24 protein-coding genes are annotated in these 20422 nt (G+C 41.1%); 11 read left to right on the forward strand and 13 right to left on the reverse strand.

The genetic code is table 11. From position 1 onward, the window contains the following. Positions 1-189 precede the first annotated feature (189 nt). A complete protein-coding gene (locus LZF95_RS25445) occupies positions 190-564 on the forward strand; it encodes a co-chaperone GroES family protein (protein ID WP_233758272.1) in 375 nt (124 codons plus the stop codon). Positions 565-636: 72 nt separating this feature from the next. Here LZF95_RS25445 and LZF95_RS25450 read toward each other — a convergent pair whose 3' ends face one another. The 7 genes from LZF95_RS25450 to rocD form a co-directional block, all read right to left on the reverse strand. Next, positions 637-921, reverse strand: a complete 285-nt coding sequence (locus LZF95_RS25450; RefSeq protein WP_233758273.1) for a hypothetical protein — start codon at positions 919-921, stop codon at positions 637-639. Between the two features lie 295 nt (positions 922-1216). Continuing rightward, the gene (locus LZF95_RS25455) at positions 1217-2401 is read right to left on the reverse strand and encodes a porin (RefSeq protein WP_233758274.1); all 1185 of its coding nucleotides are present in this window, start codon (positions 2399-2401) and stop codon (positions 1217-1219) included. 92 nt (positions 2402-2493) lie between these two features. After that, complete coding sequence (locus LZF95_RS25460) at positions 2494-3792, reverse strand: ammonium transporter (RefSeq protein ID WP_233758275.1); 1299 nt, start codon at positions 3790-3792, stop codon at positions 2494-2496. An 899-nt stretch (positions 3793-4691) separates the two neighbouring features. Beyond that, positions 4692-5897 (reverse strand): porin, encoded by a 1206-nt coding sequence (locus tag LZF95_RS25465; protein WP_233758276.1) that lies wholly within the window; start codon positions 5895-5897, stop codon positions 4692-4694. A gap of 327 nt (positions 5898-6224) precedes the next feature. After that, positions 6225-7199: a porphobilinogen synthase gene (gene hemB / locus LZF95_RS25470; RefSeq protein ID WP_233758292.1), complete on the reverse strand. Its 975-nt coding sequence runs from the start codon at positions 7197-7199 to the stop codon at positions 6225-6227. A gap of 64 nt (positions 7200-7263) precedes the next feature. Continuing rightward, positions 7264-7917 carry an HAD family phosphatase gene (locus LZF95_RS25475; RefSeq protein ID WP_233758277.1) on the reverse strand — a complete coding sequence of 218 codons (654 nt, stop codon included), beginning with the start codon at positions 7915-7917 and terminating at the stop codon, positions 7264-7266. 101 nt (positions 7918-8018) lie between these two features. Beyond that, positions 8019-9254 carry an ornithine--oxo-acid transaminase gene (gene rocD, locus LZF95_RS25480; RefSeq protein WP_233758278.1) on the reverse strand — a complete coding sequence of 412 codons (1236 nt, stop codon included), beginning with the start codon at positions 9252-9254 and terminating at the stop codon, positions 8019-8021. Positions 9255-9328: 74 nt separating this feature from the next. On the opposite strand from rocD, the gene LZF95_RS25485 reads away from it, so the two are divergent. The 9 genes from LZF95_RS25485 to LZF95_RS25525 all read left to right on the forward strand — a co-directional run bounded on the left by LZF95_RS25485 (position 9329) and on the right by LZF95_RS25525 (position 13451). Continuing rightward, on the forward strand, positions 9329-9487 hold the full coding sequence (locus LZF95_RS25485; RefSeq protein WP_233758279.1) for a DUF5522 domain-containing protein: 159 nt from the start codon (positions 9329-9331) through the stop codon (positions 9485-9487). 102 nt (positions 9488-9589) lie between these two features. Next, positions 9590-9832 (forward strand): 50S ribosomal protein L28, encoded by a 243-nt coding sequence (rpmB, locus tag LZF95_RS25490; RefSeq protein ID WP_057939354.1) that lies wholly within the window; start codon positions 9590-9592, stop codon positions 9830-9832. Between the two features lie 31 nt (positions 9833-9863). Beyond that, entirely contained in the window at positions 9864-10046 is a 183-nt protein-coding gene (gene rpmG, locus LZF95_RS25495; RefSeq protein WP_057939355.1) for a 50S ribosomal protein L33, read from the forward strand. A gap of 37 nt (positions 10047-10083) precedes the next feature. Further along, positions 10084-10236: a DUF4295 domain-containing protein gene (locus LZF95_RS25500; protein ID WP_233758280.1), complete on the forward strand. Its 153-nt coding sequence runs from the start codon at positions 10084-10086 to the stop codon at positions 10234-10236. A 91-nt stretch (positions 10237-10327) separates the two neighbouring features. Continuing rightward, positions 10328-11287, forward strand: a complete 960-nt coding sequence (gene ftsY / locus LZF95_RS25505) for a signal recognition particle-docking protein FtsY (protein WP_233758281.1) — start codon at positions 10328-10330, stop codon at positions 11285-11287. A gap of 133 nt (positions 11288-11420) precedes the next feature. After that, positions 11421-12260: an SPFH domain-containing protein gene (locus LZF95_RS25510; RefSeq protein WP_233758282.1), complete on the forward strand. Its 840-nt coding sequence runs from the start codon at positions 11421-11423 to the stop codon at positions 12258-12260. A 2-nt stretch (positions 12261-12262) separates the two neighbouring features. Next, positions 12263-12751: a hypothetical protein gene (locus tag LZF95_RS25515; RefSeq protein ID WP_233758283.1), complete on the forward strand. Its 489-nt coding sequence runs from the start codon at positions 12263-12265 to the stop codon at positions 12749-12751. Positions 12752-12754: 3 nt separating this feature from the next. Then, a complete protein-coding gene (locus LZF95_RS25520) occupies positions 12755-12934 on the forward strand; it encodes an Arc family DNA-binding protein (protein ID WP_233758284.1) in 180 nt (59 codons plus the stop codon). 172 nt (positions 12935-13106) lie between these two features. After that, the gene (locus LZF95_RS25525; protein ID WP_233758285.1) at positions 13107-13451 is read left to right on the forward strand and encodes a hypothetical protein; all 345 of its coding nucleotides are present in this window, start codon (positions 13107-13109) and stop codon (positions 13449-13451) included. A 10-nt stretch (positions 13452-13461) separates the two neighbouring features. Here LZF95_RS25525 and LZF95_RS25530 read toward each other — a convergent pair whose 3' ends face one another. Further along, the gene (locus tag LZF95_RS25530) at positions 13462-14958 is read right to left on the reverse strand and encodes a TolC family protein (RefSeq protein WP_233758286.1); all 1497 of its coding nucleotides are present in this window, start codon (positions 14956-14958) and stop codon (positions 13462-13464) included. A gap of 182 nt (positions 14959-15140) precedes the next feature. Between LZF95_RS25530 and LZF95_RS25535 the strand changes: the two genes are divergently transcribed. Further along, positions 15141-15905, forward strand: coding sequence for a class I SAM-dependent methyltransferase (locus LZF95_RS25535; RefSeq protein WP_233758287.1), 765 nt, complete (start codon positions 15141-15143; stop codon positions 15903-15905). On the opposite strand, the gene LZF95_RS25540 is transcribed toward LZF95_RS25535, so the two are convergent. Genes LZF95_RS25540 through LZF95_RS25560 form a run of 5 tightly spaced genes read right to left on the reverse strand, consistent with a single transcriptional unit; the run spans position 15902 to position 20135 of the window. Then, positions 15902-16864, reverse strand: a complete 963-nt coding sequence (locus tag LZF95_RS25540; RefSeq protein ID WP_233758288.1) for a glycosyltransferase family 2 protein — start codon at positions 16862-16864, stop codon at positions 15902-15904. The genes LZF95_RS25535 and LZF95_RS25540 overlap by 4 nt on opposite strands. Next, on the reverse strand, positions 16864-17826 hold the full coding sequence (locus LZF95_RS25545; protein ID WP_233758289.1) for a glycosyltransferase family 2 protein: 963 nt from the start codon (positions 17824-17826) through the stop codon (positions 16864-16866). Before LZF95_RS25545 ends, LZF95_RS25540 begins: the two co-directional genes overlap by 1 nt. A 3-nt stretch (positions 17827-17829) precedes the next feature. Next, positions 17830-18378, reverse strand: coding sequence for a DUF4199 domain-containing protein (locus tag LZF95_RS25550; RefSeq protein ID WP_233758290.1), 549 nt, complete (start codon positions 18376-18378; stop codon positions 17830-17832). 7 nt (positions 18379-18385) lie between these two features. Then, on the reverse strand, positions 18386-18898 hold the full coding sequence (locus tag LZF95_RS25555; protein WP_262912333.1) for a DUF4199 domain-containing protein: 513 nt from the start codon (positions 18896-18898) through the stop codon (positions 18386-18388). Further along, positions 18891-20135 carry a dihydroorotase gene (locus tag LZF95_RS25560; protein ID WP_233758291.1) on the reverse strand — a complete coding sequence of 415 codons (1245 nt, stop codon included), beginning with the start codon at positions 20133-20135 and terminating at the stop codon, positions 18891-18893. Before LZF95_RS25560 ends, LZF95_RS25555 begins: the two co-directional genes overlap by 8 nt. Positions 20136-20422 lie beyond the last annotated feature (287 nt).

Consider the following 20422-nt stretch of genomic DNA (forward strand, 5'->3'; position numbering starts at 1 on the left):
TTAAAGGCTACATTTAAGTCTTGTTTTTGCACACCTCAAAATACATGTTTTGAGTTAAAACAGGAAAGGCTAGCCGAGAAATCGACTAGCCTTTTAAACTAGCTACTTTTGAGACAGCCTCTTTTTTAGTTAAAGATCAAATGACGTGAAGACAATTGACTCTATACTCTTGATTATAGAAAAACAATCATGCAATTAACATCTGACAATAAACTGAAGAAACTCATTGTAGTTGGAGACCGGGTACTTATCCGCTTAAAAAAGCCTGACGAGAAAACAGGCTCAGGCTTATATCTCCCTCCCGGCGTTCAGGAAAAAGAAAAAGTTCAGCAAGGATACATTATCAAGGCCGGCCCAGGATATCCAATCCCGGTAGCTAGCGATGATCATGAACCTTGGATGGACAGTGAAGAAAAAGTGAAATACGTTCCTCTTCAAGCCAAGGAAGGGGACTTGGCCATATTCTTACTTTCCGGATCCCATGAGGTAGTGTACGAAGGGGAGAAATATTACATAGTCTCCCAAGCAGCTATTTTGATGCTAGAAAGAGAGCAGGATCTGTAAACGACAAAAGCCCGGGATCTCTCCCGGGCCTAATCAATTAACCTATCTGAATTAATTTTATCAAAAGGAAGATTAATCCTTCCACACTTTTTTGTTTTTAGCTTTAGGCCCTTTTAGCGGTTGTTCTCTTCGAACAAATACTGTTTCAGTTTGCACAGCTTCCCGCTTCCACACCTTCTCATTTTTGGCTGCAGGCCCCTTGAGTTCTAATGGCTCAATTTTGAACTTTAATGGAGAAGCATTTGCTGCACGTTCAGCGGCAGTTGCGTTCTTAGCTTTTGGACCTTTCAAGGTTGATTGTGAAAATCCCACTGCCGATACCATCATAATTGCAAGTAATAATACCGATCTCTTCATAACATGTATAGTTTATTTGAAACTTATAATACTATACTGGTAGAGAATGAAAAGGTTACATCAACTCGATATTTTAGACATCTTTTTCGATATTTTGTAAAATTATATTCTTTAAATATCGAATATACTTATTTTATATAGTGTAAAAACAATCTGAAAACTCAATCTTCAACAGCATTTTGGGAAAAATAAGCTTCGGAAAAAACCTACTTTAAAGTTTAAACCGAGGAAAATAAAAAACCGGGATAAAATTCATCCCGGCTTTAAAGATTGACAATAGACCCTGTTTATATTTTTAGAAAGCAAATACTGCCGCCAACATAAATGATGCTAGGCTCTTTGAATCATTCAGATCATTATCTTTAAAGAAGTCCTCACTCATAGAGTCCAATCTTAACTCAGGAATAAGCGTTAGGTTTTTGCCTAATCTTACGTTACCTGAAAGTGTGGTAGCAAAAACACTACCATCGCCATCGGCATTAACACCCACTACATCTTCCAAACCTCCATTAAACACACTGAAGTATTCTCCTCGAAGTCCTATAGAGAACTTATCTGAAGTCTTTGCCTGCAAGTAGCCCGCAACACCAAAGAATCCTGCACCATCACCATCCAGATCATCTATAGTAGATCCGTTATATATTTCTCCCGCAGAAGTGGTGTTATAAGTAGTATTTAACCCTAAATAGATCGTCTCGGACAAATCGAGTCCAGCTGTCAAATCTACCTGAAACAAACTTCCCATAGATGACTGCCCTGAAACCAACCCCGGACTATCTATGTCAAGCTTGCCGTCCTGATCTCCATACACAAAGTTTAAATACGCACTTCCGGCATCAGCAGAATAACCCAATTGAGCTCCGAGAGTATAAGTTCCCAGTAGGTTAAACTCCGTCATATCTGTAGGGTTCATTACTGCTGCCATTAGTGACCACTTATCAGAAAGCGCAAAGTCCGCTTTCAATCCAGTGTGGGAGAATGGGCCATAGGAGAACATATATGAAGTGGAGTAATTGAAGTTGGCGGTCGGGGAAATCACCTCGTACCCAAGAAAGGTATTGAAGTTCCCCATGGTCAAAGTCACCACATCGTTCACATTCCAGTACACATAGAGTTGATTCACTATCTGAGAGCTGCCGGCCATTCCGCCCGCATACATAGGAGAACCAAAAACAGCATCTTCTCCTCTTGGCCCAAACACCAAATCAGCTACAGCTCCTACTTTCTCACCTTGGTAAGTCGCAATGATATTTGCCATGCCCAAAGAAAAGCCAGGAAGGTTGCCAAATGATGAAGCTGGAGCCTGAATATTCTCGCCCTTGTTAGGGCCATTAAAGTTTGTTCTGAAATACGCATCGACAGAACCGGAGAAAGTCAATTTAGACGGTTCCTCCTCCTCTACTATAACAACCTCCTGGGCATAAACGTTAGCGGCACCTAAAACGAGGAATGCCATTAGTAGTAGTTGAATTTTTTTCATGATTTTAATTAGGTATAGGTTTAAACTTGGTTTTTAGAAATAAAACCCTACCAAAGAACCTAGCCTCCGATCCTTTGGCAGGATAGGAAAGACTATTCGTCGTAAACAATGGTATAACCCCTGATCCCATGTTCGTGGGAATCCAGGCCATTACGCTCATGCTCTTCAGAGACACGGATTCCAATTGTCTTTTTAAGGATAAAGAAAATCAGGAAGGCCGCTGAGAAAGCCGCCGCACCACAAATCAAAACCCCTATGAGCTGGGTTAAGAATGTATGCTCTGGATTGGTGGAAAAAATCCCCACTGCCAAGGTCCCCCAGATTCCACAGGTCAGGTGAACAGATACGGCCCCAACTACATCATCCAGATGCAAGCGATCCAGAAGTACGGCAGAATACACCACCAATATTCCCGCTACAAAACCCACAAAAACGGCAGCTAAAGGATTGATGACATCCGCTCCAGCTGTAATGCCTACCAACCCGGCAAGGACTCCATTGAGAACCATACCTAAATCCAATCTTTTGAACACCAGATTACCCGCAAGGAACCCTCCGATACCTCCTGCACAAGCTGCCAGACAAGTAGTCACCAAAACAAATGACACTAATCCCGGGTCTGCGGACAATACTGATCCACCATTAAACCCAAACCAGCCTAACCACAGCAAGAAAACCCCGATTACTGCCAGTGGAACACTTGACCCTGGCTTATCCACGGTTTTCCCATTGACGTATTTTCCGATTCGAGGCCCAACTAATATCACCCCGGCAAGGGCTCCCCATCCACCTACGGAGTGAACTAAAGTACTCCCAGCAAAGTCATAGAACCCCATAGCATCCAGCGCTCCTCCGCCCCACTTCCAGCTGCCGATCAATGGATACACTATCCCCACATACAATAAAGTGAATGCCAGATAAGCCCACAATTTCACCCGCTCTGCAATCGCACCCGAAACTATGGTCGCCGCAGTAGCTGCAAACATGGCCTGAAACAGAAAATCTGTCCAATATGTATAGCCTCCATCTGCATATCCGGTACTTACATCAGCATCCTCGGGTGAAAACCAGAACATACCCCAGCCTGAGGCGTCAAAAGCAAACCATCCTGGTACTTCAAAGCCGGGATACATGAGATAAAACCCAACAAAGGCATAAGACAGGATTCCGATGATGGGGGTAATGGTATTTTTAAACAGGATGTTTACCGTGTTTTTGGCCTGGCCAAAACCTGCCTCAACTCCAGCAAAGCCAAGATGCATAATAAACACAAGCGCCGTGGCAAGCATCATCCAAACATTGTTTGTCGAGAGGACATTCTGCGAGATCTCAGCGGATAAATCCACTGTTGTGGCCAGATCTTGGGCCAACAAGGTTGCGAAATACTTCATAGGTTAGAATTAGTTAAAAGGTCAAAATTCAAAATTTCCAATAGGTTTCAATTGATTTATGAGATTCGAATGTAATTATAAAAATGATAAAAAAACAAATCAGTAATTGAACAAAGAACATAAAAACACAATATTTTATATCAAATTATACCCTATTTTTGAATATTTGATAATTATTTGCCAAAAATAGGTTCTTTTTTAAACCTTAACTAAAATGAAATATTATTTGGTAAATACTTATAATATTCGCCCACTCCTGAAAGCAAAAGCCCTTATCAGAATTTTTTCACCAAAAAACCATAACAAATGAAATAATATATCGAAAAAATAAAAAAATCAGATTTTTAAGAAACATCCTCTAAATTATGAAAAATATAAATTTTCATGAAAATGATTTTTTTTCTAATCCACATTTTAAAAACCATTGTTTTTCAAGCAAAAACCTATCGCTTTAACACCCGTATTTTAAAAAAAAGACAAAAATATGGTGACATGAAGGTCAATTCACACCCAAAAACACCTTCCAGGTTCTTCAAACAGAAATACATCTACTGAATCAAATCAAACGACCTTTTCTCCCAAAGCCATATCCGAATTGACCAGGGCTTCCAGGAAGAATTTAAATCGCATATAACGCCCCCCCCCCCGAACCACAAGGGATGAGTAGGACTGCATATACTATATGGAAGATCATCTGAGCAATTGGATTTAAAAAACCTGTACTTCCGATCTGTAACGATAATCAAAAAAACGACAAATCAGATCTTGCACAGCCCTCCCCTTTTTCACCAATTAAAAACCAAACCCTCACCAAAAAAACCTTATTGATTAGTTTTTTTTTGGTGAGGGTCTGGGCAATAACCCCGTCTCTTAAAAATGATTCTACGTCTCCTTTGGCATCAGAAATTTACCTGAGCTTGAATCCTTAGAAGACTTCCACGCTCCCTATTCAAGGGATCCAGTGAATTCTGGGCCGAGCGATCAGATACAGTGTACATAGTCACTAATTCCAACGCTCTATTAATCTGCCACTCCACTCCCACCTCGAGTTCATTCACTCTGTGCCGGGCAGCATCCATCTCAAATTTCTTTCCACCAGCGTAATAATGATATCTTGAAAATGGAATGATGGCTCCCTTGGCGGTATCTTTCATATAAGACAGCATCGCATATCCACCTTTAAGAGAAGTCAATTCCACATCATTTGTGTCAGGATTAAATTCTGGCCCTTTTCCCCAATTAAATTCTGCCTGAAGCCCAAATGGCTGCGGATAAATGATAAAGGTGGTCCCGAATCTATATTCTGGAAATTCAATCCGATCAAAATCTGTCAGAGGATTTCTATTGATCACAAATTTCCCTGCATAACCTTGCAATGAAGCCTCGACGAACTGACCGGAAGGTAACTTCATCGGGTAAGTGGCTCTTGAAACCACATGAAAATTTCCGTTCTTTTCCGGTAGGTTTGCTGTTTGCCCATTATACAGGCCCAAACCGAACATCCCATAATCCCCAGATCCTTTTAATCCAGAGGAAACCAGATAACTGAATCGCTCTCGGATCTCCTTTGGTGCATAATATAAGAACACACCTAAATCTCGCTCATTCAATACGGCAGAGTTTAACCCGTCATTCCTATCCAAAGGAATACGGTTTTGGCTGGACTGTAGATTTTCAAATCCAAAAGGAACCTTTGACTGCCCAATCCTCAGCCTGAATTCCTGCTTGGCATCCAACCCCACATCGAAATAGGCATCTCGAATCTGCGCAAAGTTTTGGCCCCCAGAAGCAAAATCAGGCTGTATATACAGGTATATCCGCTCGTGGATCTGCCCAGACAATACCAACCGGATTCGACGGAGAAAAAAACCTCCACTCCCCCAAGACTTATCACATTGGGAGCACCCCAAATCAGGATTCGTCTCAATCAGCCCATTGTACCTTACCTGGACATAACCGCGCAGTTGGATACGGTCATACCAGTTTACCGGAGTCGATGACTCAGGTATTTTGTTCTGCAGCGAATCTCCCTCTGCGCCCCTTGCAAAAGCACTGAGTGAGATCATCATCAATAAGACAACCGCTGCAGCGAAACGGATTCGCATACAGGAAATAGTTTAAATTAGAAATTGTACAGCGCCACAAAGGTCTAACTCCAAGATTTACACATAGTGAACCCAAAGTTATTTATCCATTAACAATACTATATTGTTAGGTAAGAAAAACAGCCTCTAAAATGCCTTTAACAGCTGAATAACCTGGGAAAGCAATAGATAAGTGTGCTTTTCAATGTTACGCCAATGTTAAGTCAAAATCAAATGTTAAAAAATCTTGAATTTAATGTGATGCGATTTTATGAAAAAAAGGGAGAGTTTATGAAAAACTCATCCCATTGATTTTTATACATGTGAAAATACAACAGGATACTCCTTCTATCTCCCTTTACAATAAGCCGCATACTCTTTGGCGAAATAAGTCAGGATCACCTTGGCCCCCGCACGTTTCATGCTCAATAAAATCTCCAGCATTGCCCGGTCATTGTCTATCCATCCTCTTTCTACGGAAGCCTTCACCATGCTATATTCACCGGACACATTATAGGCCGCTATTGGCAGGGAAAATCTATCATTTAGGAGTTTTATAACATCCAGGTAAGAAAGAGCCGGCTTCACCATTAGAAAATCGGCACCCTCTTCAGTATCCAATTCCCCCTCTATCAGTGCCTCTTTTGAATTGGCCGGATTCATTTGATAAGTTTTTTTATCTCCGAATTTAGGAGTAGAGTCAAGGGCATCCCGAAAAGGCCCATAAAATACGCTGGCATATTTGGCCGTATAGGACATAATGGAAGTATCAGTAAACCCACTTTTATCCAAAAGTTCCCGAATATAACCTACTCTCCCGTCCATCATATCTGAGGGGCCGATAATATCGACACCCGCATCAGCTTGGGCTAGAGACATTCGTGCCAATATCTCCAAGGTCTCATCATTCAAGATTTTTCCATCCTTCACCAAACCATCATGCCCGTCACTACTGTATGGATCCATCGCGACATCAGACATCAGGCAGACTTCTGGAAATTGTTTTTTTATTTCGCGGAGCGCCTTTAGGTAAAATGTCTCCGGGTTATAACTCTCAGAAGCAACAGTATCTTTCAAACTGTCGGGATAAGCAGGGAAGATGTCAAACGCCAGAATTCCCAGATTCAGACAGCTCTCTATTTCACCCAACATCGTATCTATTGAATATCTGTATATGCCAGGCATGGAATCAATCGCAATCTTTTTATTCGCTCCATCTACCAGAAACATAGGAAAGATCAGATCTTTCACTGAAAGACTGGTTTCTTCTACCAGATTCCTAATTGATTCGGACTTTCGGTTTCTTCTCGGGCGTCTGTTCATGGCCATTTTCAACTATCTTATATAAAGGTATTATTTGAATCAATTTTAATACATGATTTTTCACTTATTTAAATAGCTCAACCAAATAGTCAACCCTAAGCTCCCTATAATCTTGAATATACAAATCACAAACCGGAAGCTCCTCTTTTGTATGGCTAGAAAGTACACCCACCACCTTCATACCGGCATTTATCCCAGCGCTCGCCCCTGAGAAAGAATCTTCAAATACCAGGCAGTTTTCAGGCTTTACTCCTAATTTTGCAGCGCTTTTCAGATAAACCTCCGGATCAGGCTTATGCTTCGCCACATCCTCAGAAGCCAATTGAGATTGCATCTTCGTGCCTATACCCAAGGTTCCTATTATTAAATCAAGATTTGCCCTTGGAGCAGAAGTCGCCACAGCAGTAAGCAGCCCTTCAGATTTCAGCTTTTCGAAAAACTCCATAAAACCTGTGATAGGATTCACTTCATCCTTATATATTTCCCTGAAGAGTCCTTCTTTTTCATCCTCAAGCATTGCCAGTTCCTCCCCCTCTATCTTCCTTCCCAGAAAATGGCTCAGAATATACCCATTGTTTTTTCCATACATGTGCGCGGCATATTCTTCTTCTGTAGGATTTAGGTCTCGCTTTGCGAAAAACTGTTGGAATGCTATGGAATGAAATGGATTGGTGTGGCAGATTACCCCATCCATATCAAAAATAACAGCCTGTAACATGTGTTGGTCAAGTTTTATGATGATTTAAAATTAAGTCTAAGACACTAAAAAACCTTCCCAAGTTCCATACCGGGAAGGTTTTGACATAATCTCAGCAATATTTATTTTTCAAAAGCTGCTATAGTCTTCTCTATAATATCGCAGCACTCATGAATTTGCTCCTCGGTCATCACCAATGGCGGCGCAAAACGGATAATATTACCATGGGTAGGTTTGGCCAAGAGACCATTATCTTTCAATGCCACACAAATATCCCAGGCAGTACTGCTTTCCTCAGTATCATTGATCACTACCGCATTCAGCAACCCTTTGCCTCTCACAAGTCTCACCACATCATATTTCTCCACCAGTTTCTGCATTCTTAACCGGAACAATTCCCCTAACTTTTCAGCGTTCTCAGCAAGTCGTTCATCTTTCACTACTTCCAGAGCAGTCATTGCCACCTTAGCCCCAAGTGGGTTTCCTCCAAAAGTAGAACCATGCTGCCCAGGTTTGATCACATTCATCACTTCGTCATCCGCCAACACCAATGAAACCGGGTAAAACCCTCCGGAAACGGCTTTTCCCAGTATTAAAATATCCGGACGCACATCTTCATGATCAACCGCCAACAACTTACCTGTTCGAGCTATCCCGGTTTGAATTTCGTCCGCAATCAACAATACATTCTTTGCCTCACAGGCAGCTTTTGCTTCTTTAAAGTAATCAGCCTTGGGAACATATACCCCGGCTTCACCCTGAATAGGCTCCACCAGGAAAGCCACAACGTCCGGATCATCCAATACAGTCTTTAAGGCGTAAATATCATCAAATGGGATCTTGACAAATCCAGCAGTATAAGGACCGAAATTTTTACGCGCGTTCTCATCATTTGAGAAGGAAATAATAGTAGTGGTCCTTCCATGGAAGTTGTTTTCTGCCACTACGATCTTTGCTCTGTTTTCATCCACCCCTTTTTTCTCGTATCCCCATTTTCTGGCAATTTTGATCGCCGTCTCCACACCCTCTGCCCCGGTATTCATAGGGAGCACCTTATCAAAACCGAAATATTCAGAGATGTATTTCTCAAATGGCCCCAACACATCATTATGAAAAGCACGGGAAGTCAACGTCAAGGTACTGGCCTGCCCGATCAAGGCATCTTTAATCCTAGGATGACAATGCCCTTGGTTGACCGCAGAATAGGCTGATAAAAAATCATAGTAACGCTTACCTTCCACATCCCAAAGAAAAACACCTTCTCCCCTGGCCAGAACCACCGGAAGCGGATGATAATTATGCGCACCATATTTATCTTCTAAATCTATTGCTTGTTTACTCGAAGTGATAGTCTGCATGTTTTTCGTAAATTTGTGTACTATATAATAAGGACTGGATAAGTCCAAATATAGCAAAAGCCACTGCCCGAACCATGAAAGATCCCAAGAAGCCACTTCCGACTCCGGCATTAAGCTCGGAAGACTTTTATTTTAATGAACAGGGACTGATGGTTTTCACAGAGAAATACCATCTAAAACGTGGGTATTGCTGTGGAAGTGGCTGCAAACACTGTCCTTACCCAAAAGTCTGATATAAAAGGGAATATTTTTGAAACCCATTGTTGTAAATCACCAAAAAGTTCCGATATTTGCAGACTCATTACAGAAACGGATACAATTTACTATACATTACCATGGCAAAAGTTTGTGACATCACCGGAAAAAGACCTCGAGTAGGTAACAACGTCTCCCATGCAAACAACAAAACTAAGCGTAGGTTCTACCCAAATCTTCACAAGAAGACGTTCTACGTTCCAGAAGAAGATGCATGGATCACTTTGAAAGTTTGTACTAAGGCATTGAAGACTATCAATAAGAAAGGTATCACGGCGGTTTTGAAAGAAGCTCAGGATAACGGGATGATTGTAATCAGATAATCAAGGTCACGACCCTTAAACCAATACAAAGATGGCTAAGAAAGGCAATAGAGTACAAGTGATTATGGAATGCACGGAGCACAAAGCTTCAGGCTTGCCAGGTACTTCAAGATACATCACTACCAAGAATAGAAAAAACACTACTGAACGATTGGAATTGAAGAAATTCAACCCAATCATGAAGAAAGTGACTGTTCATAAAGAAATCAAGTAATCTAGCTCGGAAGCGATTCCGTTAAAACGACAAGACCATGGCTAAGAAAGTAGTAGCAACCCTTAAAAAAGAAGGTGGCGTGTCTTACGCCAAAGTAATCAAAGCGGTAAAATCTGAGAAGACTGGCGCCTACACCTTCAGAGAAGAAATGGTTCCTTCCCCACTGGTACAGGAAACCTTGAAAAAATAAGTTGCAAACCGCAACATAAGGAATTCTAGTCCCTCTGTCCAACGGTCAGCAGGGACTTTTTCGTTATATTCCACTTTTAAAAAGCATAAGTATGGGAATCTTTGGTTTTTTTTCAAAAGACAAAAAAGAAAGTCTCGATCAAGGCCTTCAGAAATCAAGCGAAAACATCTTCACAAAGCTCAGTAAAGCCGTCGTAGGCAAGTCCAAAGTGGACGATGAGGTTTTGGATGAATTGGAAGAAATCCTCATCACTTCCGATGTGGGTGTAGATACTACCATCAAGGTAATCCGAAGAATCGAGGAGCGTGTAGCTAGAGATAAGTATGTCAATGCCGCTGAACTGGACATGATCCTAAAGGAAGAGATTGAGAATCTCCTCAAGGAAAATAACAGTCAAAATGAAGGAGACTTTGATCTGCCTGAAGGCAAAAAACCCTATGTGATTATGGTTGTCGGGGTAAACGGCGTTGGTAAGACAACTACTATAGGCAAACTTGCAAATCTTTTCAAAGCGGCAGGAAAGTCTGTAGTCTTAGGAGCCGCTGATACGTTTAGGGCTGCCGCCGTCGATCAACTGATTTTATGGGGAAACCGTGTAGGAGTACCCGTTATTTCCCATGGCATGAATACAGACCCTGCTTCTGTGGCATTCGATGCAGTAAAACAAGGCGTGAACACCAATGCCGATGTGGTAATTATAGATACCGCAGGCCGCTTGCATACAAAAGTAAACTTGATGAATGAGCTGGGCAAAATCAAGAGGGTAATGCAAAAATTCATTCCTGATGCACCTCATGAAATCCTATTGGTGCTCGATGGATCCACAGGACAGAATGCGTTCATACAAGCTAAAGAATTTACAAAAGTGACTGAAATCACTTCCCTTGCGATCACCAAACTGGATGGCACTGCCAAGGGCGGGGTAGTTATAGGCATTTCTGACCAATTCAAAATTCCCGTCAAATACATTGGCGTAGGTGAAAAAATGACTGATCTACAGATTTTTAACCGTAAAGAATTTGTAGATTCTCTCTTCACTAAGAAAAAGTAAACACCCCTTCTCTAGTAAATACCCCTTTTCTAAAGATACCCCGGTAGCCTCGGGGTATTTTTTTTGGGGAATTTTGAACATGCAAAGAATTTTTCCGTAATTCAATATGATATCATTTTAACATCAAAACAATATGGAAAAGACAACTAAGCCCGTTTCAGGATATTCAATGATTCTGCTCATTATTGTCCTATTTACTTTTGCCCTCATAAGTGCCAGTCATCTCGCTTTGATTGTCATAAGTGTTCTAGGGGCAGCGACTTTCCCGGGTTTTTTCATTGTAGAGCCAAACAAATCCATGGTTCTTCTCCTGTTCGGGGAATACAAAGGCAGCGTAAAAGCCAACGGTTTCTATTGGGTCATCCCCTTTATGACCAAGAAAAAAATATCACTTAGAGTGAGGAATTTTGAAAACAAACCTGTAAAAGTCAATGACAAAATCGGCAATCCTGTAATGATCGGAACCATTGTTGTATGGCAGGTAGAGGACACTTTCAAAGCGACGTTTGATGTAAATGACTATGAAAATTTCGTCCATTTACAATCTGATGCTGCTATCAGAAAGATGGCTGGTCTCTATCCTTATGATAATTTTGAGGCAGAGGAGGCGGAAATCACCTTGAGATCCGGAGTCGAAGAAGTCAATCACTCCTTGGAGCAAGAAATCAGTGAGCGTCTCCATCATGCCGGGATCAAGGTGATTGAAGCTAGGATATCGCATCTAGCTTATTCTTCGGAGATAGCCTCTGCCATGCTCCAAAGACAACAGGCGACAGCCATAGTAGCGGCGCGCCAAAAGATAGTCGAAGGAGCGGTAGGGATGGTAGAGATGGCTTTGGAAGATCTCAAACTCAAAGAAATCGTGGATTTTGACAATGAAAAAAAAGCAGTGATGGTGTCCAACCTGATGGTAGTTCTATGCTCTGATAAAAGCGCATCCCCAGTATTAAATGTGGGAACACTACACCAATAGTAATGGCAAACAGAGTATATAAGGAAAGCCAAGGCTATACTGGTACTTGGATGATGTACTTTATAGCCTGTGTAGAGATCCCTACGATTATTTTGCTCACTGTACTTTATTTTACAGGAGAAGACAAGGAGGAAATGGGCATTATACTTGGCATAGTAGTGGGGATCATGGCGATGGTTTTGATTCTAATTTTCAAAATCAAGCTGGAAACCAGGATCGATGATTATGGGATCTCTTTTCGTTATTTCCCTTTCATAAGAAGTTGGAGAAAATATGATAAATCCCAGATTAAAAACTGGGAAGTCATCCATTACCAGCCCCTAATTGACTATGGAGGATGGGGAATCAAAGGAAACAAGACGACCAAAGCCTATTCGGTTTTGGGATCTGAAGGATTGCTTTTGGATGTGGGTGAAAAGAAAAGAATAATGATAGGAACAATGAGGCCAAAAGAACTCAGGGACTTCCTTGAAAACTGGATGGAGGAATAAGTTATGCCAAAAAAGAAAGCATTTGCGCTTAGGTTAGATGAAAACATGATGAAGGCACTCGAAAAATGGGCCGCAGATGAGTTCCGTAGTACCAATGGACAGTTGGAGTGGATTATCAGGGAATCCCTTAAAAAATCAGGCAGATTGCCCAAAGGCGAGGCAGATAATACGGACATGCCATAAAAACCTAAACAAAACGCTACCGTTTCATCTTATATAAAATTATCTTACCACCAACCACTATATGAAATCGACGCGATTAAAATCATCATTAAAACACACAGGACAATGATTGTTTTAATCGTCAAACCTGCCCGAGGCAGGCGTAACCAAGAAAAATCAAATATATAAACGTATGAAAAATCTTGTATTAGCCTTGACTCTATTCGTTGGATTATGCCTAGTCTCTCCAACAATCAGTTTTGCCCAAGAAGTGATAATCTCAAGCTCAGACAGCAAAACCCAGGAGAAAGTAGAAAAATCGAAAGTACAACTCCAGAAGTACACGGAAGAACATCAAAAAGTAACCGAAAAGCGCCAAAGTCTTCAAGCGGATTTTGAAAAGAAGAGGTCAGCTGGAAAGCTGTCTCCCAACGACATCGACAAAATCACCAAGAAAATCAATAAACGGACTAAGTCTATAGAGAAATTGGAGAAAAAGATGGCTAAACTCGACCGGTACATCAGAGAGCATTCATAACTCAGGCACATCACTGATCGGCACCTGGGACGTATAGCAATTCTCCCTTTTCGAAGTCATATAAGGTAAGAGATCTCAACTCATAATAAGCTATCCAAAAATCCCGCAATGATGTATAAAAGGCTCTTTTGTTAGCATCTTTTTCATTTTGGGCAATATTAAGATCGGTAATATTGACATTACCGGTCTGGTATCTTTTCAGGGCTATATCATACCTCCGCTGGGCCACATCAGCAGAGACTTTGGTTACGTTTAGCCGCTCCTTGATCATAAGAAAGTTTTTAACCTTGGTGAAAATCCCCTGCTCAAAATCAATCAACTCCTGTGCAACGGTGTTTTGCACTAGCTCCTGATTTGCCTTCGCCATGGACATTCTGGCTTTGTTTCTTCCCCAGTCTAAAACAGGAACAGAAAGACCCAAACTGACCAGTGCTTGGGTGTTTGGATTTTGATATATATCGGGCAAATTAAAAGCAGCATTGTTATATCCGTAGCTCGCATTGAGCATCACCTGAAAACGATCTCCCCTCGCCCTGGCGACTTCCGCTTCTGCTTCGATTTTCCGACGGTCAAATCCTATAACTTCCTCCCTGTTTTGAAAAGCAAGATCTAAGGCTCGGTCAACATCCACTTCAAAATCCGGAATATCCACGGGAGAGACTAGGTTTAAGTTTGAATATTGATTTAGCCCTATAAAAGAGTTCATCGCAAAAGAGGCGCTTTCAAGTGAAAGCTGCGCCTCCGCCATTTGTTGTTGGGCTGTTAAAACCTGCAGCTCTACCTGCAACAATTCATCTTCCGGTGTTTCCCCTAATCTGTTTCTTCTCTTCTCTATTTGGAAAACCTGTGCTGTATTTTTCAGATTAGCAGTGGCTATCTCATAATTCACTTGGGCTGCCAAATAATCAAAGTAAAGACTTGTGACATATATGGAAACTTCTTCCATTTCTTTCACATACGCCCGCTTACTTTCCTCATAGAGCAAAGGCTCGATTCTTTTATTCCATTTAAATGAGTTATACGCAAATATTGGCTGGTTCAACGCAACTCTTACCGGGACTCCCGAATATCTAGTCTGAGGTTCCCCTGGATTTGACAAGAAATTATCAAATCTATTAGTAGATGTATTAACAGACACTACACCACCCGTAGCACCTATCACCTGTTCCAATCCTAATTCTAAGTCCATCAAGTTTTGTTTCACTTCAATAAACTCTATAGAGCCGTCTGGCTGTGTGATGTTATTAAATTCCTGATAATACCGTGGAATTGTGCCGTTCAGTCTAAGTTGGGGATTATAATCTGATTTAAAGAGCCTATACCTCCAGTACAGATTTTCCTTTCTGGTTTTTGCTCTTAGCGCAGAGGGAGAGTTGTCCTTAGCCTGCTGAACCAGTTCCTGCAGGGTAAAAGTGAGAACCTCCTGGGCTTGTGCTTTATCGAGAACCGCACAACAAACAACCACAGCGATGACGCTTTTGATAAAAAATAAATAGGTGAACTTCATATAGACAATAGTTAGGATTGAAAAAGGAAAACCATACTTATCAACTAAAATACTGATTGATTCCCTACAAACAAGAGACTTATTGCGTTTGAAATCCTAAAAAATCTAAAAAAGCAAAACATTGGTTTTTTGTTACGCTGCTTTTGACCCTTTGCGTAACTTGCAGACAGATTAAAATCAGCATGAAGTCCATTATCAGTTTCGTTATTCGATATGTCCCTAGACCGTTATTGCAGCGGATAAGTCCAGTTGTGATGAAGGTTTTTTCCAAGATGAACTCCGGTAAGGAAGTCACCTGTCCGGTTTGTGACCATAGTTATAAAAAGTTTCTTCCCTATGGACGTATCGCCCGGACAAATGCACTCTGTCCTAATTGTTTGTCTTTAGAACGTCATCGTCTGATGTGGCTTTTTCTTAAGGAAAAGACGGATTTTTTTTCAGCTCCACTCAGAGTGCTCCATGTAGCTCCCGAGCATTGTTTTATTGAGCGATTTGAGGCATTACCAAATCTGGATTATATCACTGCGGATATAGAATCACCTCTGGCAAAAGTGAAAATGGATGTTCACGACATCCCCTTTCCTGAAAACAGCTTTGATGTGGTCTTTTGCAACCATGTCTTGGAGCATGTAGAAGATGATATAAGAGCTTGTGCTGAATTTAACCGGGTATTGAAGCCGGATGGATGGGGAATACTACAATCCCCAGTTTACCCTATCAAATGCACCCTAGAGGACAAAAGCATAAAAGCCCCTTCTGAGCGGGAACGGATCTTTGGCCAACGGGACCATGTGAGGAAGTATGGGGAAGATTATGCCGAGCGATTGAGAAAATCAGGACTGCTTATCGATGAAAACCGGTTTGTGAAAGAAATCTCTCCGGCTAAAGTCAAGCAATATGCCCTTCCATCTGATGAAATTATCTTTGTGTGTAAAAAAAGCAATTAACCTTTTCTCACTTTATTCATCAATTCCAGTGGCAATCCAAGCCCATAGGACCAAAGTTGGGAAACCGACGTAATCCAGCTCAGCACCCCCACCTTGATTGAGCTGTTCTGTATAGCTGAAGTAATAACCACGCCTGAGCTCCAAAGTGAAAATATGGACGCCCCAAGCAGAAATAATGACCTATTTGCAAAAAAGGAAACAAGTATACTGATTGAAAATAACAAAAACAGGGAAGGAAGCCAATGAACAGCCTGTATGGCACCAGGATGAAATCGAGACACATTCACCCGGTTTCTACCAAATGAAAAAGCCTGTTTGGCAAATGTCCTCAGCGTATTTTTACGTTTGTGATAAACATAGGCTTCTGAAACCAATTCCAGTTTAAACCCGGCTTTTTTTATCCGGATACCCCATTCGATATCCTCCCCTTGATTGGGATCCAGAAAACCTCCGGTTGCTTCATATACTTTCCGGGATACCCCCATGTTGAATCCCCTAGCCTGATACTTGGCGGGATCTTTCACTTTACCACGTATTCCTCCGGTAGTCCAAAAGGAAGTCATGGCAAAGTCCATAGCTTTTTGCAAGGCAGAAAAATCCTCTGCCGCCGCATCCGGACCTCCAAAAGCATCAAGATTTCGGTTTTTAATCGCCAGAGACAATTTAAGCAAGTAATCAGAAGGCAAAATCACATCTGAATCCAGAATTATAAAAAAATCTCCCTGGGCAACCTTCATCCCATTGTTTCTGGCAAATCCCTGACCTGTATTGCCTTGGACAAGATAATTAATACGAAGTTGATTTTTAAAAAAGTCTATTACAGCTCTAGAATCCTTCATCGAGCCATCCTCTATCACTACAACTTCAAAAGTAGTAAAACTTTGATTAAGGAGACTTTGAAGTAGTTCGTGTAATTCTTCAGGTCGATTGTAAACCGGTATGATTACCGAGAACATCATCAATAGTCGAAGTTTATCTCCTCATCGATTTTATATTCGGCATCTTTGGCTTGATTGGAGGTCATTAGTTCAGCAATAAATCCGGTCACAAACAACTGTACACCTATAATTAATGCCACCAGAGCCAAAAAAAACAAAGGCTGATCGGTGATCTCTCTTACCCTATGCCCTTTACCCAGACTATAAACTTTCTCAAAAATCAACCAGCAGGTAATTATAAACCCCGTCAAAAATGAAAGACTTCCTAAAAGCCCAAAAAAATGCATAGGCTTCTTTTTGTAACGGTGCACAAACGAAACAGATATCAAATCCAAAAATCCATTCAAGAACCGCTCTAACCCAAACTTGGAGTAGCCGTATTTTCTAGCTTGATGCCGCACTACCTTTTCACCTATTTTACCAAAGCCATTCCATTTGGCAAGCAGGGGAATGTACCGGTGCATTTCACCATAAATCTGGATGTTTTTGACCACTTTCAGTTTATAGGCTTTGAGACCACAATTGAAGTCATGTAACTTAATTCCTGAGATCCACCTGGTGACTCCGTTAAAAAACCTAGAAGGAATTGTTTTTGTTAAGGGATCATGGCGCTCCTTTTTCCAACCTGACACCACATCAAACTTTCCTTCAGTAATCATCACGTAAAGTCCAGGGATCTCGTCCGGGCTATCCTGTAAATCAGCATCCATGGTTATTACTACATCCCCGCTAGCTTTCTTAAAACCTGCATCCAGCGCTGCGGATTTCCCATAGTTTCTGGTAAAATTCACCCCTTTTATTTCATCGCCTTTTTGGGCTAGCGTATTGATAATTCCCCAGGAGTTATCTGAACTACCATCATTAATAAAAACCAACTCATAAGAAAAGCCGTGATCATGCATGACCCGGCTAATCCATTGAGTTAATTCAGGCAGAGATTCCTCTTCGTTAAATACGGGAACTACAACTGAAATCTGAGGCATAAGTTAATAATCGAGAGACTTGTCTCTTTTCTTTAGGATCGCTCCCAAAATTAAGGCAACTATAGCATAAAATATCAAGATAAATCCAAAACCTTTTAGCTGTCCAGTGACAGTAAATCCATCAAGCGTAGCCGTTCTCATTTCTTCCAACTGCTCTGGAGGCATTGCATCGACAGATGCACCAAATTTTTCCATGGTTTCCAAGGTGGTTTGGAAGGCTTCATCAGCCAATACTTGCGGAAGAGAAGGATCCACAACTTGATAGAGGACCATAAGCCCAATGGTTCCCACCACTGCTGAAATCACCAGTGATATAAAGCTAAAATTAAATGCCGTACCAAAAGACATAAACCCTCCCCTTTCGGCTCGAAACTGAGACCCGAAATAGATAACAAAGGCCACGGCAATCGCTAGAGAAACCAGGCTAAACCAGCCCGAAGCCAATAAAGAAGAATTGATAAAATAGGCTAAATAAGTTATAGCCAAGGATACCAGCCCTATGATTAAGCCTGGTTTAATCGCTGCCTGAAAAGGAGATTGTTGTTCTTCCATGAGTTTGTTAGTTAGGATTTTTCCTTAAAATAATAGATATAATAATAGTAAAAAACAGTCCAGGGATGATTTTCCATAATGCATCATTCAAAGCAATATCCATTGGCACCAATTTACTGATGCTTTCAAGTGTGAGATCGAATGAATTCTCGCCTACTTGGGAGATTATAGAATCCTTACTTGTATCCAATACCGTAAGTTTTGACTCTCTTATTTGGTTGAAAAGATCAGTGTTTATCATCAGTACTGACCATATCCCTACCAAAGAAACCAGCGCTATGAGCATATAAGTAACAAATCCTACCGACATTCCTTCGGAGAACGAAAGATAGCCATGATTACTATACTCTTTGAAAAATTTGATGGCCAAAAATATAGAAATTGGTGTGATTATATATCCAAAGATCAAATTCAAATTTGTCGGGTCAGGATATAACAAAGATAGGACAATGAACGAAAGGACACTTAAAGCCCCCGCGAAACCTCCAAACTTATACGCAGTACTAAAGTATTTATACATTTACTTCTATCAGTTGTCCCTGCTGAATCACATACCTCACTTGTCCCGTCAGTTTTTTTCCATACCAAGGCGAGTTTGAAGAAAGGGATTTGTTTGATTTCTCATTGTATATCCATTCAGCTTTAGGATCGAAGATAGTCCATGTCGGCGATAAGCTATGAGGTAAAATCCCCTTTGGCTTGGAAGTGATTTTTTCTATCAAAAGTGGCCATCCAAGTTCTTTCTCAAGCAAAACAAGACCAGGGAGAAAGGTCTGTAGGCCAATCATCCCAAAATTAGCAAGGTCGAATTCCATGAATTTTGAATCCAGGTCTTCGGGTTGGTGGTTACTTACAAGCGCGTCTATTGTCCCGTCTTTTAATCCTTCAATGAGTGCCTTTCTGTCATTTTGTCCTCTGAAAGGAGGCCTAACTTTAAGATTAGGGTCAAAATCCATTAAATCCTCATCTGAGAACAATAACTGGTAAATAGAAACATCAGCAGTTACTTCCAGTCCCTCAGCTTTTGCCTTTCTGATAAGATCAACGCCTTTGGCGGTATTTATAGTCTGAAAATGAACTCGTCCGCCGGTATATCTGATTATTTCTAGATTTCTTTGTATAGCTACATCTTCAGCTAAATTCGGAATACCCTTCACCCCAAGCATAGTTGAATTTTCACCTTCATGCATATGTCCAAATATTGCAAGCAAAGGATCGTAAGCATGGTCAAAAAGTACACCATTGAATTTCTGCAGATATTGAAGAATCTTCATATAGCGATCTGCATTAGCCAGGGGCTTTACTCCCTCGCCAAAGACGGACACACCCGATTGATGGTGCATATCCAGAATTTCCGTAAGATTTTCACCGTCTGTATTTCTGGTCACCGCCCCTTGAATCAATAACTGAGGCGTGTATTTTTTTGCGCGATTAAGTACAAAGTCAACGTCACCTTTGGATTGGATTACAGGGTCAGTATTGGGAAGAATAACGGCAGCAGAAAAACCACTGGCTACTAAGGAATCGGCCAGGCTTTCTATGGATTCCTTATACTCGTGTCCGGGCTCCCCCATACCGCACCTCAAATCAATCCACCCTGCTGAACATAGCCAGTCAGAAGCATCAATTTCCTGATCAAACCGAGAAGATTCACTTGTAATACTTTGGGTTAATTCTCCCTTATCAAAAACATAATCCCCGGATTCACCTAAACCTTCAGAGTTAACAAGACGGAGACCTTTAAATAGAATAGACATTCAAAATGGACTTTAATGCAAAACTGCAACAATATTCCAAAAAATGAAAAACGGAATGAAAAATAGTAGGGAAAAGAATAATAATATCCGTCAAACAGCTCTTCCAACAAACATCCGGGGTTATTCACAAATCGACGTTTGTAATTGCATACGATATTTAAGGGATCAGCCGGAATAGCTGGGGAGCTGGTTATTTTAAGCATAGATATTTGATAGTCTGAACAGGAAGAATTCAATGTTGGTGACACCTCTGAACTGAGCCCTGAATGCCTTGATTTTTGCATTGA

The sequence above is a fragment of the Algoriphagus sp. AGSA1 genome, from assembly GCF_021390545.1.
Classification (GTDB): Bacteria; Bacteroidota; Bacteroidia; order Cytophagales; family Cyclobacteriaceae; genus Algoriphagus.

Excerpts from the sequence above, each read along its gene's own strand:
- hemB (WP_233758292.1), bottom strand. The coding sequence starts at position 7,199 with ATGAACAGACGCCCGAGAAGAAACCGAAAGTCCGAATCAATTAGGAAT.
- LZF95_RS25475 (WP_233758277.1), bottom strand. The coding sequence starts at position 7,917 with ATGTTACAGGCTGTTATTTTTGATATGGATGGGGTAATCTGCCACACC.
- LZF95_RS25535 (WP_233758287.1), top strand. The coding sequence starts at position 15,141 with ATGAAGTCCATTATCAGTTTCGTTATTCGATATGTCCCTAGACCGTTA.
- LZF95_RS25550 (WP_233758290.1), bottom strand. The coding sequence starts at position 18,378 with ATGGAAGAACAACAATCTCCTTTTCAGGCAGCGATTAAACCAGGCTTA.
- LZF95_RS25485 (WP_233758279.1), top strand. The coding sequence starts at position 9,329 with ATGAAAGATCCCAAGAAGCCACTTCCGACTCCGGCATTAAGCTCGGAA.
- LZF95_RS25560 (WP_233758291.1), bottom strand. The coding sequence starts at position 20,135 with ATGTCTATTCTATTTAAAGGTCTCCGTCTTGTTAACTCTGAAGGTTTA.
- LZF95_RS25455 (WP_233758274.1), bottom strand. The coding sequence starts at position 2,401 with ATGAAAAAAATTCAACTACTACTAATGGCATTCCTCGTTTTAGGTGCC.
- LZF95_RS25545 (WP_233758289.1), bottom strand. The coding sequence starts at position 17,826 with ATGCCTCAGATTTCAGTTGTAGTTCCCGTATTTAACGAAGAGGAATCT.
- LZF95_RS25500 (WP_233758280.1), top strand. The coding sequence starts at position 10,084 with ATGGCTAAGAAAGTAGTAGCAACCCTTAAAAAAGAAGGTGGCGTGTCT.
- rpmG (WP_057939355.1), top strand. The coding sequence starts at position 9,864 with ATGGCTAAGAAAGGCAATAGAGTACAAGTGATTATGGAATGCACGGAG.
- LZF95_RS25510 (WP_233758282.1), top strand. The coding sequence starts at position 11,421 with ATGGAAAAGACAACTAAGCCCGTTTCAGGATATTCAATGATTCTGCTC.
- LZF95_RS25530 (WP_233758286.1), bottom strand. The coding sequence starts at position 14,958 with ATGAAGTTCACCTATTTATTTTTTATCAAAAGCGTCATCGCTGTGGTT.
- ftsY (WP_233758281.1), top strand. The coding sequence starts at position 10,328 with ATGGGAATCTTTGGTTTTTTTTCAAAAGACAAAAAAGAAAGTCTCGAT.
- LZF95_RS25520 (WP_233758284.1), top strand. The coding sequence starts at position 12,755 with ATGCCAAAAAAGAAAGCATTTGCGCTTAGGTTAGATGAAAACATGATG.
- LZF95_RS25555 (WP_262912333.1), bottom strand. The coding sequence starts at position 18,898 with ATGTATAAATACTTTAGTACTGCGTATAAGTTTGGAGGTTTCGCGGGG.
- LZF95_RS25460 (WP_233758275.1), bottom strand. The coding sequence starts at position 3,792 with ATGAAGTATTTCGCAACCTTGTTGGCCCAAGATCTGGCCACAACAGTG.
- LZF95_RS25465 (WP_233758276.1), bottom strand. The coding sequence starts at position 5,897 with ATGCGAATCCGTTTCGCTGCAGCGGTTGTCTTATTGATGATGATCTCA.
- LZF95_RS25540 (WP_233758288.1), bottom strand. The coding sequence starts at position 16,864 with ATGATGTTCTCGGTAATCATACCGGTTTACAATCGACCTGAAGAATTA.
- LZF95_RS25450 (WP_233758273.1), bottom strand. The coding sequence starts at position 921 with ATGAAGAGATCGGTATTATTACTTGCAATTATGATGGTATCGGCAGTG.
- LZF95_RS25525 (WP_233758285.1), top strand. The coding sequence starts at position 13,107 with ATGAAAAATCTTGTATTAGCCTTGACTCTATTCGTTGGATTATGCCTA.
- LZF95_RS25515 (WP_233758283.1), top strand. The coding sequence starts at position 12,263 with ATGGCAAACAGAGTATATAAGGAAAGCCAAGGCTATACTGGTACTTGG.
- rocD (WP_233758278.1), bottom strand. The coding sequence starts at position 9,254 with ATGCAGACTATCACTTCGAGTAAACAAGCAATAGATTTAGAAGATAAA.
- LZF95_RS25445 (WP_233758272.1), top strand. The coding sequence starts at position 190 with ATGCAATTAACATCTGACAATAAACTGAAGAAACTCATTGTAGTTGGA.
- rpmB (WP_057939354.1), top strand. The coding sequence starts at position 9,590 with ATGGCAAAAGTTTGTGACATCACCGGAAAAAGACCTCGAGTAGGTAAC.